General features: G+C 39.2%; 9 protein-coding genes. 1 reads left to right on the forward strand and 8 read right to left on the reverse strand.

Going from position 1 to position 13,057, the window contains the following annotated elements; genetic code table 11:
- Positions 1–45 precede the first annotated feature (45 nt).
- The 7 genes from rpsR to OCF95_RS09200 all read right to left on the reverse strand — a co-directional run bounded on the left by rpsR (position 46) and on the right by OCF95_RS09200 (position 10,784).
- Entirely contained in the window at positions 46–285 is a 240-nt protein-coding gene (rpsR, locus tag OCF95_RS09170) for a 30S ribosomal protein S18 (RefSeq protein WP_000068664.1), read from the reverse strand.
- A 31-nt stretch (positions 286–316) separates the two neighbouring features.
- Positions 317–787, reverse strand: coding sequence for a single-stranded DNA-binding protein SsbA (gene ssbA, locus OCF95_RS09175; protein WP_000609606.1), 471 nt, complete (start codon positions 785–787; stop codon positions 317–319).
- Positions 788–798: 11 nt separating this feature from the next.
- Positions 799–1,089: a 30S ribosomal protein S6 gene (gene rpsF, locus OCF95_RS09180; protein ID WP_001151780.1), complete on the reverse strand. Its 291-nt coding sequence runs from the start codon at positions 1,087–1,089 to the stop codon at positions 799–801.
- A gap of 163 nt (positions 1,090–1,252) precedes the next feature.
- Positions 1,253–7,495, reverse strand: a complete 6,243-nt coding sequence (locus tag OCF95_RS09185) for a mucin-binding protein (protein ID WP_261105285.1) — start codon at positions 7,493–7,495, stop codon at positions 1,253–1,255.
- A gap of 259 nt (positions 7,496–7,754) precedes the next feature.
- Positions 7,755–9,098, reverse strand: coding sequence for an asparagine--tRNA ligase (asnS, locus tag OCF95_RS09190; RefSeq protein WP_004258976.1), 1,344 nt, complete (start codon positions 9,096–9,098; stop codon positions 7,755–7,757).
- A gap of 22 nt (positions 9,099–9,120) precedes the next feature.
- On the reverse strand, positions 9,121–10,299 hold the full coding sequence (locus OCF95_RS09195; RefSeq protein WP_261105286.1) for a pyridoxal phosphate-dependent aminotransferase: 1,179 nt from the start codon (positions 10,297–10,299) through the stop codon (positions 9,121–9,123).
- Entirely contained in the window at positions 10,296–10,784 is a 489-nt protein-coding gene (locus tag OCF95_RS09200) for a cell wall elongation regulator TseB-like domain-containing protein (RefSeq protein WP_261105287.1), read from the reverse strand. The genes OCF95_RS09195 and OCF95_RS09200 overlap by 4 nt, the downstream gene beginning before the upstream one ends.
- A gap of 254 nt (positions 10,785–11,038) precedes the next feature.
- Here OCF95_RS09200 and OCF95_RS09205 point away from each other — a divergent pair, with 254 nt between their 5' ends.
- Positions 11,039–11,584: an NADPH-dependent FMN reductase gene (locus OCF95_RS09205; RefSeq protein WP_261105288.1), complete on the forward strand. Its 546-nt coding sequence runs from the start codon at positions 11,039–11,041 to the stop codon at positions 11,582–11,584.
- Positions 11,585–11,785: 201 nt separating this feature from the next.
- Here the strand turns inward: OCF95_RS09205 and OCF95_RS09210 are convergent.
- On the reverse strand, positions 11,786–13,057 hold a 1,272-nt coding region (locus tag OCF95_RS09210), incomplete at its 5' end, for an SIALI-17 repeat-containing surface protein (RefSeq protein ID WP_261105289.1).

The following is a 13,057-nucleotide window of genomic DNA, read 5'->3' on the forward strand; positions in this document are numbered from 1 at the left end:
AAGACCCAACCGGGTCTGAAAAAGAGGTCCACCCGGACCTCTTTTTTAATCTTCGTTTACGAAAGGCATCAAAGCCATTACGCGAGCGCGTTTGATAGCTGTTGTTACTTTACGTTGGTTTTTAGCTGAAGTTCCTGTTACACGACGAGGAAGGATTTTCCCACGTTCTGAAACGAAACGGCTAAGAAGCTCAGTATCTTTGTAATCAACATATTCAATTTTGTTTGCTGCGATGTAATCAACTTTTTTACGGCGTTTGAATCCGCCACGACGTTGTTGAGCCATGTTTTTTCTCCTTTATAATTTTAGTTGTCCATTAGAATGGTAAATCATCATCTGAAATATCCAATGGATTTGTTGCTCCAAATGGATTTTCATCACGTGAAAAGTCTGGTACTGAATTTGTAGGCGCTGAATAGTTTGCAGTTGGTGCAGAGTAAGCTCCACCTGTATGACCCTCACGCACACTACGGCTTTCCAACATTTGGAAATTTTCAGCCACGACCTCTGTCACGTAGACACGTTGTCCTTGCTGGTTATCGTAACTACGAGTCTGGATACGACCTGTCACCCCGATAAGTGAGCCTTTTTTAGCCCAGTTAGCAAGGTTTTCAGCCTGTTGGCGCCACATAACGACATTGATAAAATCAGCCTCACGTTCGCCATTTTGACTCTTAAATGTACGGTTTACTGCAAGAGTAAAAGTCGCAACTGCTACATTTGATGGGGTATAACGCAACTCAGCGTCACGTGTCATACGCCCTACAAGTACAACATTGTTAATCATAGTTTACCTTCTTACGCGTCAGTTTTGACGATCATGTGACGAAGAATGTCAGCGTTGATTTTTGAAAGACGGTCAAACTCTTTAAGAGCTACGTCGTCGTTTGCTTCAACGTTAACGATGTGGTAAAGTCCTTCACGGAAATCTTTGATTTCGTATGCAAGACGACGTTTTTCCCAAGATTTTGATTCAACAACAGTTGCACCGTTGTCAGTCAAAATAGAGTCAAAACGTGCTACCAAAGCGTTTTTAGCTTCTTCTTCAATGTTTGGACGAATAATATAAAGAATTTCGTATTTAGCCATTGATATGTTCCTCCTTTTGGTCTAATGACCCCAAGACTTTGCAAGGGGTAAGTGAGGTTCGCTCACAATAAATTATTATACTAGAAAAAAATTTTTTACGCAAGTAAAAACACCGAAATAAAAAAAGAAGATGACGAATCATCTTCTCAAAAACTATGAGTTTTTAGTCTTCTTTTTTCTTGCGAGCAAGAAGTCCAAATCCACCTAGGGCTCCAAGAAGTCCAAGCGCTGCAAGACTAGCGTTAGCTTCTGTACCTGTGTTAGGCAATTCTTTTTGACCATCAACATATTTAGGTGTTGCTGGTTGAGTAGCTGAATCAGTTGCTACTGATGTTTCAGCTGGTGTTGGAACAGCAGGTTGGGTTGGAGTTGTTGGTTGTTCCGGTTGCACTGGAGCTACTGGTTGTTCAGGAGTCTCTGGTGTTGATGGAACAGGTTGTGGTGTTGCCACTTTCTTGTAATGATGTACAAGATTTCCATTAGGGTCTTTCGTAGTTGTTACGTATTCGTAACCTGAAATTCCTTTTGGAGCTTGTGCTCCTTTTTCACTTGGTGCGATATCTTTACCATTTTCGTCTACATAGTAAGTCACAACTTGTTCAGGTTGCGGTTTTGGTTGTGGAGTATAACCGTTCTGATCCCCATTTGGAGTTACATTTGGAATGTAATTAATTGGTGTATCCTCACCTGGGTTAGTTGGGACACTTGGTACTTCATAACCTTTAGTTGGATCGTTTGGATCCACTGGTTTCAACGGATTACCATCTTTATCCTTAGGTGTGTAGCCTGGGACGTATGGAAGAACTGGTTTGTCGTTACCTGGTTTGGTTGGATCTGTTGGATCATTTGGATACTTGATTGGATCTGTTGGTTGACCTGGGATATTTGGCACCCATGAACCAAGTGGTTTGTAAACATAAGTTACTGTTGAACCATCTTTACCAATCTTACCTTTAGCTTCTCCATCCACACGAACAAGAACATAACCCTTGATAACTTTTCCACTTGTAGCGTACTCATCGCCTACTTTACCTTCTGTAGTTTCTGCAGGAAGAAGGTCTTTGCCTTTTTCATCTACATATTTAACTACTAGGTTAGCTTTGTTCGCTACGTAGTTAATTGGTGTATCCTCACCTGGGTTAGTTGGGACACTTGGTACTTCATATCCTTTAGTTGGATCATTTGGATCCACTGGTTTCAACGGATTACCATCTTTATCCTTAGGTGTGTAGCCTGGGACGTATGGTACTACTTCTGTTGGTTGTCCTGGTTTGGTTGGATCTGTTGGATCATTTGGATACTTGATTGGGTCTGTTGGTTGTCCTGGGATGTTTGGTACCCATGAACCTAGTGGTTTATATGTTACAACTTCTGTAGTATCTTCTGAGTCTGCAGTTACTTTTGTAGTTGGTACAGTTGCTTTATCAGCTAAGTACCCTTTAACTACTGGTGATTTAACTTCAGCTAAGTCTTGAGCTGGAGTCCAATCTCCGTAAGTCACTTCACCTGTTACCAAGTTGATCTTAGCTTCACGTGTGAATTTAGCTTCTTGTGTTACTGTTTTTGGTGTTCCGTCTTCATTTAATACCGGAGTTCCATCTTCGTACACATAAGTGATTGTACGTGTAACAGTTTTGTTTAGATCTTTTTCTTCCAAGCCAGCTGGATATTTAGGTCCATCTGGGTTGTTTGGATCTACAGGTGTTCCTGGTGTTTTAGGTTGATTTGGTGTAACTGGTACAACACGTTCCTTAAGCGTTACTTTGAACTCTTGATCAGTGTCTTTATCTTTATCGAACTTACCGCCTTCTGGGTATGTATTAGAAACTAATTCATAACCTTTGTTTTCAAGTTCTTTGATTTTTGCTTTTACATCAGCTTCTTTTGTAAGTGGTGTGTCTGAGTCACCTTCTTCAGTAATAGCGTCAACACCTGGAATTGGATTTCCTTTTTCATCTACGAAAGTCGTTTTAGCTTTTTGTGTATCCTTCACATAGTTGATCGGTGTATCCTCACCTGGGTTAGTTGGGACACTTGGTACTTCATATCCTTTAGTTGGATCGTTTGGATCCACTGGTTTCAACGGATTACCATCTTTATCCTTAGGTGTGTAGCCTGGGACGTATGGTACTACTTCTGTTGGTTGTCCTGGTTTTGTTGGATCTGTTGGATCATTTGGATACTTGATTGGGTCTGTTGGTTGACCTGGGATGTTTGGTACCCATGAACCCAGTGGTTTGTATGTTACTACTTCCGTAATATCTTTTGAATCTCCAGTTACATTTACTACTGGAACACTTGCTTTATCAGCTAAGAAACCTGTTACTACTGGTGATTTAACTTCAGCTAAGTCTTGAGCTGGAGTCCAATCTCCGTAAGTCACTTCACCTGTTACCAAGTTGACCTTAGCTTCACGTGTGAATTTAGCTTCTTGTGTTACTGTTTTTGGTGTTCCATCTTCATTTAACACTGGAGTTCCATCTTCATATACGTATGTGATTGTACGTGTTACTGTTTTGTTTAGATCTTTTTCTTCTAATCCAGCTGGGTATTTAGGTCCATCTGGATTGTTTGGATCTACTGGAGTTCCTGGTGTTTTCGGTTGATCTGGTGTTACTGTAACTTCTTTAGCTTTAAGTGTTACTTTGAACTCTTGATCTGTATCTTTATCTTTATCGAACTTACCACCTTCTGGGTATGTATTAGATACTAATTCATATCCTTTGTTTTCAAGTTCTTTGATCTTAGCTTTTACTTCAGCATCTTTTGTAAGTGGTGTATCTGAGTTGCCTTCTTCAGTAATAGCGTCAACACCTGGAATTGGATTTCCTTTCTCATCTACGAAAGTTGTTTTCGCTTTTTGCGTATCTTTTACATAGTCGATTGGAGTGTCTTGACTTGGATCTGATGGAAGATTTGGTACTTCATATCCTTCTTCTGGGTTGTTTGGATCTACTGGTTTAAGTGGATTTCCATCTTTATCCTTAGGTGTGAATCCTTCTACGTATGGTAATGTTTCTGTTGGTTTACCTGGTTTTGTTGGATCATCTGGATTATTTGGATACTTGATTGGATTTGTTGGTTGTCCTGGAATGTTTGGAATCCATGAACCGATTGGTTTGTAGGTTACTACTTCTGTAGTATCTTTTGAATCTCCAGTTACAGTTACTACAGGAACACTTGCTTTGTCAGCTAAGTATCCTTTAACTACTGGTGATTTAACTTCAGCTAAGTCTTGTGCTGGTGTCCAGTCTCCGTATGTAACTTCTCCTGTTACCAAGTTCACTTTTGCTTCACGTGTGAATGTAGCTTCTTGTGTTACTGTTTTTGGTGTTCCATCTTCATTTAACACTGGAGTTCCATCTTCGTACACATAAGTGATCGTACGTGTAACAGTTTTGTTTAGATCTTTTTCTTCCAAGCCAGCTGGGTATTTAGGTCCGTCTGGGTTGTTTGGATCTACTGGAGTTCCTGGTGTTTTTGGTTGATCTGGTGTTACTGTAACTTCTTTTTGTTTAAGTATTACTTTGAACTCTTGATCTGTATCTTTATCCGTATCGAACTTACCACCTTCTGGGTATGTATTAGATACTAATTCATATCCTTTGTTTTCAAGTTCTTTGATCTTAGCTTTAACATCAGCTTCTTTTGTTAATGGAGTTTCTGATCCACCTTGTTCAGTAATTTCAGCTACCCCTGGAATTGCATTTCCTTTTTCGTCTACAAATGTTGTTTTCGCTTTTTGGATTGCTGTATATTTAACAACATATTCGTAATCTTCATCTGTAGCTGTTGTTGCTTGTACTGGTACTTTTTCAACACTTGCGATATATCCTTCTTTTTGAGGTACTGCAAGTTCTGGAAGATCAGTACTTTGACCATTAGTTCCTTTCCAGTTAATATAAACTGGTTTGTCTTCAGAGTTAATTACCGCTTTACCTTGTGCAGTTAACTTGATTGAACCTGTGTAACTTACAGTTTGTTTTTGTGATGGGAATACTTCTGTACCCGCTAAGCTTGCAACATTGTCAGCGTATACAAATTTAATTGTACGGTTTACTTCTTCTACTTTTGTTTTCTTAACATAATCATACTCTGCTGGGGTAACAAATGCAGATCCATTTATACCTTTAGCTTTTAATTCTTCTTCAGAATATAAATCTCTTGCTCTTGTCTTCGTAACACTTAGTGTTCCTTTTACGTTTTCAGGAGGAAGATCTGCAAGAATGTATTCTTCTCCATTAACTTCTTTAACTAAGTCTACGTGATCATTACTTACATCATATTTGTTTCCAAGTACATTAGTATAATCTTTTGAACCATCTTCACTTAAAGGAATATTCCCCGTATATCTTGTTGGTTCAAAACCTATAACTTCACCTGTCACTAAATCTTTGAATGTTCTAACAACAGCACCTGTTGGTGGCTCACCTTGAACTTTACCATCACCTTTAACACTCCAACCGTTTGGCACTGTAGTTATAACATCTTCTTTCTCACCGTTAATAGATTCTCCACCTGATACAGTAAGAGTTGCTGCAGTTTTATCGTTTCCTACATAACCTTGTTTAATTAATCCATTTTCATAAGTAATATTAGAATATTCACTTGTTAGAGTTTTGTCTTTTATTACTTTTTCAATACCTAAAGATTGAAGAGGCATAGAGACTATAGAATCTTCTTGAATAGTTCCTTCTGTAACAGTAAGTTCTAATTCCGTTGGTGAAATTAATCTAGGTGTTAATGTAAAACCAGTATCTCGACCATCTTGTAAAATCCATACATTGTTTTCATTAGCTCTAGCATTAGACCAACGGTTTTGCGGGCGATATGTAATACTATCTCCTTTATTAGGGTTAATAGTAGACGCTGTATTTAATCCATTTACAAAGTTAGAACTTCCTTCAAGTTCTTTGAATTCAGTAAAATCTGCATTTGGAAGTTTGATTGTAAATTTAGATCCTACTCCATAACGAACATCTGAATCAGTTTTTAATACGATTGAATCACTTCTACCTATTTGCTCATTGTTAAGGTATGTCAATCCATTGTTTTCACTTAGTGATGCACTAGTACCTTGTTTTTGATAGCTAGGTTGTTGACCTTTTCTTGTATAAGTATGTTCCAGAACTGTACGCCCATCAATTTTAATAGTCGCTGTATACGGAGTGTCTTTTGAAATTTGTGGAGCTAAATATCCATCACCCGATAAATTACTCGCTCCAAACGACACATTCGGATAGTCTTTTACTTTATCGTTCCACTCGATGTTGTAAGTATATGTTCCAGTTTCGTTAGCTACCGCTGGTTGCTCAGCAACACGTTGGTCATAAGTCATACCACGTTGTGTACGTTGTGCCCAATATGGTACAGATTTATTATTGTTGTTTCCTGTAGTTGTTTTAAAGTCGATAGATTTAACTTTACCAACTACTGTTCCATCAGTCGCTCTGATTTCCGTATTATTTGCCAAACCAGCACCTAACTCAGCTAAGTTAGTAAGTTCAATTTTTGTAATAGAACCTGCTTTAAGAGTTGATGTACTAATAGTAGTATCAAATCCCCATCCTGTAGGAGCCGTATTATCTGCATTCATATCAACATAAGCGTTTGTTACAGCTTTAACTGTTTCTCCATCTTTAAAAACATCTTTACCTGTAATTTTTGATGCAGTAGCAGCTAATACCGATTCTACTTTACCTGCATGGCCAGCACGTTTCATTTCCGTATAAACTGCTTCGATTGCGGCAGAAAGACGGTTCACTTGAGCTACCATTTGGTCTTTAGAAGCATCAGATGAAAGCAATCCTTTAGACGCTACTGCTTCAAGCTTCACTGTAGCAATTGCAGCTGATAATTTTTGTTTAGATGCATCATCTTTCACTTCTTTATCTGAGAAGTTTGAGGCTACTGTGCCCATAACATCAGCTTCTGAAGTCAATTGAGTAAGAACTGTCTTCACTTCATCTTGTGCTTTTTCTGTTGCAGCTTTTTCAGGTGTTTCTTTGTCAGTTTTTTCTTTAGCTACTTCTTTTTTGTCAGCTTGCCCTTTATCAGATTTTTCTGTTGCAGCTTTATCGGTAACTTCTTTTTCTGCTACAGGTTTAGCTTCAGTTTTAGCATCTTCTTTAACTTCAGGTTTTTCATCTGCTTTTACAGCATCAATCTTTAATTCTGGAAGTTCCTCAACAACTGGTGTTGTTATGGCTGAATCAGTTTTCTGTTTATCAGAATTTGTAACTTCTGGAGTTTTTGTAGAAGCAGTACTTGTCTCATCAGCTTTAACAGCATTTGCTCCTAAAAGAAGAGCAGTTCCCAATAGAACACTAGCGGCACCAAAGCTATACTTACGAATAGAAAAGCGCTGAGCTCTTCTACCATGGTATTTCTCCATTCTTGAATACATTTTTTCTCCTTTTTTATATATATGTTTATTTAGAATAAGGTTGGAGTTCTTCATATTCCCTGACTTTCCTGCTAAAGAACACCTTCTTTAACGAAACAACAACACAATATTCATGAGCCAATTTTACCATACATTTTTACAACTAGTCAACCAAAACGCTATATATATTCTCGTTTTTTGTACATTATTTTTGTACCCAAAGTTCAAAAAAAGAAGGGATTCACCTTCTTTTTATTATAATAACTTTTTTATTTTATTTTTACGGTTTAATACGGTGCAACATACGTGGGAATGGGATAGCTTCACGGATGTGTTTTGTTCCTGCTGCAAAGGTTACCATACGTTCGATACCGATACCAAATCCTCCGTGAGGAACTGTACCGTATTTACGAAGGTCAAGGTAGAATTCGTACTCTGTGCGATCCATACCAAGTTCATCCATCTTAGTCACAAGGGCATCGTAGTCTTCCTCACGCATAGAACCACCGATGATTTCCCCATAGCCTTCTGGAGCGAGCAAGTCTGCACAAAGCACGCGCTCTGGATTTCCAGGAACTGGTTTCATGTAGAAGGCCTTGATGGCTGCTGGATAGTTCATGACAAATGTTGGCACACCAAAGTGGTTTGAAATCCAAGTTTCATGTGGTGAACCAAAGTCATCACCATGCTCAAGATGTTCGTAGTCAGCATCTTCATCATTCTCATGTTCTTGCAAGAGGTCAATGGCTTGATCATAAGTGATGCGTTTGAATGGCTCTGCAATGTAGCGTTTCAAGAGTTCTGTATCACGTTCCAATGTTTCCAAGGCTTGAGGAGCACGGTCAAGAACACCTTGAAGAAGAGCTTTTACATAAGCTTCTTGCAAGTCAAGCGACTCATCATGTGTTAAGTATGAGTACTCAGCATCCATCATCCAGAACTCAGTCAAGTGACGGCGTGTTTTTGATTTTTCAGCACGGAATACGGGACCAAAGTCAAAGACACGACCAAGAGCCATCGCACCTGCCTCTAGATAAAGCTGCCCTGATTGGCTCAAGTAGGCTGGAGTTCCGAAGTAGTCAGTTTCAAAAAGTTCAGTTGAATCTTCTGCCGCGTTTCCTGAAAGGATTGGACTATCAAACTTCATGAAGCCGTTCTTGTCGAAGAACTCATAAGTTGCGTAGATGATAGCGTTACGGATTTGCATCACCGCTACTTGCTTACGGGAGCGTAGCCACAAGTGACGGTTGTCCATCAAGAAATCTGTTCCATGTTCTTTTGGTGTGATTGGGTAGTCTTGAGATTCACCAATCACTTCGATGTCTGTAATGTCCAACTCATAACCAAATTTAGAACGTTCGTCTTCTTTGACAATTCCTGTCACATAAACAGACGTTTCTTGGCTCAAGCGCTTGATAACATCAAACTTCTCAAGCCCCACTTCTTCACCAAATTTCTCTACAAAGTTTGGTTTAAAGGCTACACCTTGGAAAAAGGCTGTTCCATCACGCAATTGCAAGAAGGCAATTTTCCCTTTTCCTGATTTGTTGGCAACCCAAGCTCCAATCGTCACCTCTTGACCAACATAGTCTTTTACATCAATAATCGTTACACGTTTTGTCATTATTTTTCCTTTTCTTTTTCTTTTATTTTTCCATAAATACTTTCAAGCGTTTAACCGCTTCTTTAAGAGTGTCTAGGTCTGTCGCATAGCTGAGGCGGACATTTTCTGGAGCTCCAAACCCTGCTCCTGTTATGAGTGCCAAACCAACTTCCTCAAGAATAGCTGTTGTAAAGTCAGTCACATCCGTATAACCTTTCATCTCCATGGCTTTTTTAACATTTGGAAAGAGATAGAAGGCTCCTTGTGGCTTAACGACTTCAAAACCAGGGACCTCACATAATAGCGGATAAATGGTATTGAGACGCTCCTCAAAAGCTTTACGCATGGTATCAACAGAATCCTGTGGTCCTGTTAAGGCTTCGATAGCCGCATATTGAGAAACAGATGTCAAATTTGAAGTTGTTTGTCCCGTCAATTTACTCATAGCTGCAATGATTTCAGGATCACCTACCGCATAACCAACTCGCCAACCCGTCATGGCATAGGCCTTAGATACACCGTTGATAACAATGGTTTGCTTACGAATTGCTTCTGATAGACTTGAGATTGGAACAAATTCATTTCCATTATAAACAAGGCGACCGTATATATCATCTGCTAAAATCAGAATGTCATGCTCAACTGCCCAATTTCCGATAGCTAGCAATTCTTCACGAGTATAGATCATACCAGTCGGATTAGATGGTGAATTGAGAACCAAAACCTTTGTCCTATCTGTCCTAACTAGTTCTAGTTGATCCACCGTGACTTTAAAATCATTGTCTTCTTTAGCTTGAACAAAGACTGGAATCCCTTCTGCCATCTTGACCTGATCTCCATAACTAACCCAGTATGGAGTTGGAATAATAACCTCATCTAAAGGATTGATTACAGCCATAAAGAAAGTATAGAGGGAGAACTTGGCACCTGTAGCAAAGGTAACCTCGTTACTTGCGACAGAATAGCCATAGTAGCGCTCGAAGTAGGTATTCACCGCAGCTTTTAATTCTGGTAGACCTGAAGCTACTGTATAGAAGGAAGCCTGTCCTTCTCGAATAGCTTTAACTGCTGCATCCTGAATATTTTCAGGGGTGTGAAAATCTGGTTGTCCCAAGGTCAAGAAAAGGACATCCTTACCTTGAGCTTTTAATTTTTTTGCTCTCGCATCACTAGCTAAAGTGACACTTTCTTCCATTTCTAAAACACGGTTGGATAGTTTCATAGGCCCTCCTTATTGACCAATGCTCCTGTTTCAAAATCTACTAGATAAAAATCAGAGCCTGACTTGACTTCCCAGATTGGCTTGTCTTGATAACGGCCAAAGGTAATCTTGTCAATCTCGCCAGCTCCTTTTTCTTTAGAAAGAGCTTCTGCTTTTTCTTGTGAAACACCCTGATTTAGCTGATAAACGTAAATCTTATGGTCATCTTTACCAATCAGGACAGCAAGCGCTTCTTGCTGTTTATTATGACCAAGAACACTGTAGTAAGATTCCAAGCCATTGTATAAATCAACCTGATCAACCTGCTCTAATCCTGCATACTGCTGAGCTAATTTTTCTCCTTCACTTTTAGCTGTTTGATAGGGTTTCATGCCGAGAGAAACCAGATACAGAAAGGAAGCACTGATAACCACAAACAAAATCGTCATCCCTAGACCATACTGCCACAGTAGATTATTTTTTGCTTTTTTTTGTCTTTTTTTCACTCGTCTATTTTACCATCTATTGGGCTTTATTACAAGTGAATGCAAGAACAAACCTATATTATTTCTTCCTTCAAAGCAAACCAGAATCCAAAAAACAGTTCTTACTTTTCCAGTGGCAAGTGACTAGAGTTTCAGCAATTTTATAATTTTCAAATAAACTCTGAGCAAATTTCTTGCAAGTCCTTTTGTTTTGTTGTAATATATTCCGTAACAACGAGAGAGTTCTCGGAAATTTAAGAAAAAGGAGACACATCATGTCTAAAAAAGTATTATTTATCGTCGGATCACTACGTCAAGGTTCTTTCAACCACCAAATGGCGCTCGAAGCTGAGAAAGCACTTGCTGGTAAAGTGGAAGTTAGCTATCTTGATTATTCAGCCCTTCCTCTTTTCAGCCAAGATTTGGAAGTTCCAACACATCCAGCTGTAGCTGCTGCTCGTGAAGCAGTTCTCGCTGCGGATGCTATCTGGATCTTCTCTCCAGTCTACAACTTCTCTATCCCTGGAACTGTGAAAAACTTGCTTGACTGGCTATCTCGCGCTCTTGACTTGTCTGATACACGTGGCGCTTCTGCCCTTCAAGACAAGTTTGTCACAGTATCATCTGTAGCCAATGCAGGTCACGATCAACTCTTCGCTATTTACAAAGACCTCTTGCCATTCATCCGTACACAAATCATTGGCGATTTCACTGCTGCACGTGTTAATGACTCTGCTTGGGCAGATGGAAAATTGGTTCTCGAAGAATCAGTCCTAAATTCACTTGAAAAACAAGCTCGAGATTTGGTCAATGTGATCTAGTCATCACTAATCGTTATTTTTAAACAGACTTTTAGTCCTATATATCAAAAAACTAGTCAATTTATCAACAATTGAATGACTACTTCTTGAAATACGAAAAAAGAACTAGAGTTCTCACAAATGAGTGATGTTTCTAGTTCTTTTTGATTTACAAAGACTTCATGTAGGGAAAGCTACCAAGGATCAGATGAGATCATCTATTTAAGCTTCCTCTTCATCGTCTTTTTTCTTTTTGGCAAATAGCAAACAAAATGCGCCAAGAAGAGAGAGAACTCCTACTGTACCTGTAGTACGGTCTCCTTGTATACCAGTATTTGGCAATACTGCTTGAGTTTGAGAAACGGATGGATTCGTTTCTGACACTTCATTCTGCAATTGAGCAGGCACTTCAACTGTTTGACTTGGTTGTCCAGCCGCTTGAGTAGCTGGCACCTCAGCAGGGGTAGCAATATCCGGTCTAGGATTTGTATCATCAGATGGTGTAGCTAGTCTTTGTTGACCGTCACCTGTTGGTCTAACTGGACTCACTTTCCTGAAGATGTGAGTTGCAACATCACCTTTAGTTTCTGTTCTTACAAATAGATACCCTTCAATTTCACCATGTTCAAATGCTTCATTGGCTTCACCTAATACCTTTGGTGCTTTGGCATCTGCTGGTTTCAATTCTTTACCATTTTCATCAACCCACTTGGTGATCATCAGTTGAATTTTAGATACTTCTACTGGATTAGGAAGCTCACCATTTACACCTCCATTGAATTCTGGGACTTCATGTGTTGGTGAATTTGGTGTATTCGCTCCGCCATTAAACTCTGGCAAGATTTCTTGAGTTTCCGGTTCTCCATTGACACCACCTGCAAACTCTGGAACTTCATGAATTGGTGAATCTGGTGCGTTCACTCCGCCATTAAATTCAGGGATTTCCGAAGTTTCTGGTTCACCTTTTGCATATGCAAAAACTAATTTATCTCGAGAAATTTCATGACTTACTTTTGTCTCCGGATCTGTAATTGTTACATTTCCTTTTGAATCAACTGTTACGTCTTTTCCTGGATTTGCTTTTGTCACTTTTTCTTTCACTTTATCTTGTTCTTCTGGACTTAAGTTCTCAGGATTTTTCACTGGTACTTTCTCCATCGGAACTATTGGACTGAAATCTTCTGGATTCACAGTGATTACAACATCAACATCTTCTGTACTTCCATCTGGATACGTTACAGTTACAACACCTTTTTTCTCCCCATGTTTTGAAGTATCTGGAATTTTTCCATCTTTCCATCCAAAAGTCGTTCCTTCTGGTAACGTTTTTACATTTTCAATACTATCTTTTGCAGATGGTACTTGAGCATGTTCTACCGTTTGTGTTTTTGGCTGTGGATCGTAATCGTCTTTTTGTGGCGTTACGTTTACCGTTACCGTCACTTCTTCCGTACTCTTATCTGGGTAAGTGATTAATACTTTTCCTGTCTTACT

This window comes from Streptococcus mitis (genome assembly GCF_946188615.1).
GTDB lineage: Bacteria > Bacillota > Bacilli > Lactobacillales > Streptococcaceae > Streptococcus > Streptococcus mitis_BZ.

Bases quoted from the DNA above. Each gene is read 5' to 3' on its own strand.
- asnS (WP_004258976.1), bottom strand. From the start codon at position 9,098: ATGACAAAACGTGTAACGATTATTGATGTAAAAGACTATGTTGGTCAA.
- OCF95_RS09205 (WP_261105288.1), top strand. From the start codon at position 11,039: ATGTCTAAAAAAGTATTATTTATCGTCGGATCACTACGTCAAGGTTCT.
- rpsF (WP_001151780.1), bottom strand. From the start codon at position 1,089: ATGGCTAAATACGAAATTCTTTATATTATTCGTCCAAACATTGAAGAA.
- OCF95_RS09185 (WP_261105285.1), bottom strand. From the start codon at position 7,495: ATGTATTCAAGAATGGAGAAATACCATGGTAGAAGAGCTCAGCGCTTT.
- OCF95_RS09195 (WP_261105286.1), bottom strand. From the start codon at position 10,299: ATGAAACTATCCAACCGTGTTTTAGAAATGGAAGAAAGTGTCACTTTA.
- rpsR (WP_000068664.1), bottom strand. From the start codon at position 285: ATGGCTCAACAACGTCGTGGCGGATTCAAACGCCGTAAAAAAGTTGAT.
- ssbA (WP_000609606.1), bottom strand. From the start codon at position 787: ATGATTAACAATGTTGTACTTGTAGGGCGTATGACACGTGACGCTGAG.